The organism is Neisseria sp. P0021.S007, assembly GCF_051956855.1.
Window position 1 is genome coordinate 1 of record NZ_JBQCXA010001077.1, and the last position, 536, is coordinate 536.

Genomic DNA, 536 nt, shown 5'->3' on the forward strand with positions numbered 1-536 from the left:
GACCCAAAGCGTTGCCAAACGCAGCGGCAGCGAATTGGCACGAATCGACGGCAACACCCTGCTCGTCTCCGGCGACTACGGTCGCAACTGGCGCCGCACCGCGCTTGCCCTCGACCGCATCGGCTTGAACGTTTTGGGTCAAAGCATCGAACGCCACGCTTTCTTGGTGCAACAAGCACCTACCGAAAGTGAAGCCGTTTCCACGAAAAAACCGGGCTTCTTCGGCCGTATGTTGGGCAAAGGCAAAAAAGCCGAAAAACCTGCCGCCTATCCCGAAATCATCGTATTCGTTGAACCTGTCAACGGCGGTTCACGCATCAGCCTCTTGAATAAAGACGGCAGCGCGTACAAAGGCAGCGATGCCTCTACGCTCCTCAGCCGCCTGCACACAGAGCTGCGTTAAGCAATCCGGCATGACAAAAGGTCGTCTGAAAACCATGTTTCAGGTTTTCAGACGACCTTTTTCTTTGAATCGGTTTTATAGTGGATTAACTTTAAATCAGGACAAGGCGACGAAGCCGCAGACAGTACAGATA

The 536-nt window shown here is 53.4% G+C and carries 1 pseudogene; it reads left to right on the forward strand.

Annotated features, from left to right (window positions below):
• Positions 1-403, forward strand: a pseudogene (locus ACTHUR_RS17615) (outer membrane protein assembly factor BamC); the annotation flags it as partial.
• Positions 404-536: the final 133 nt, after the last annotated feature.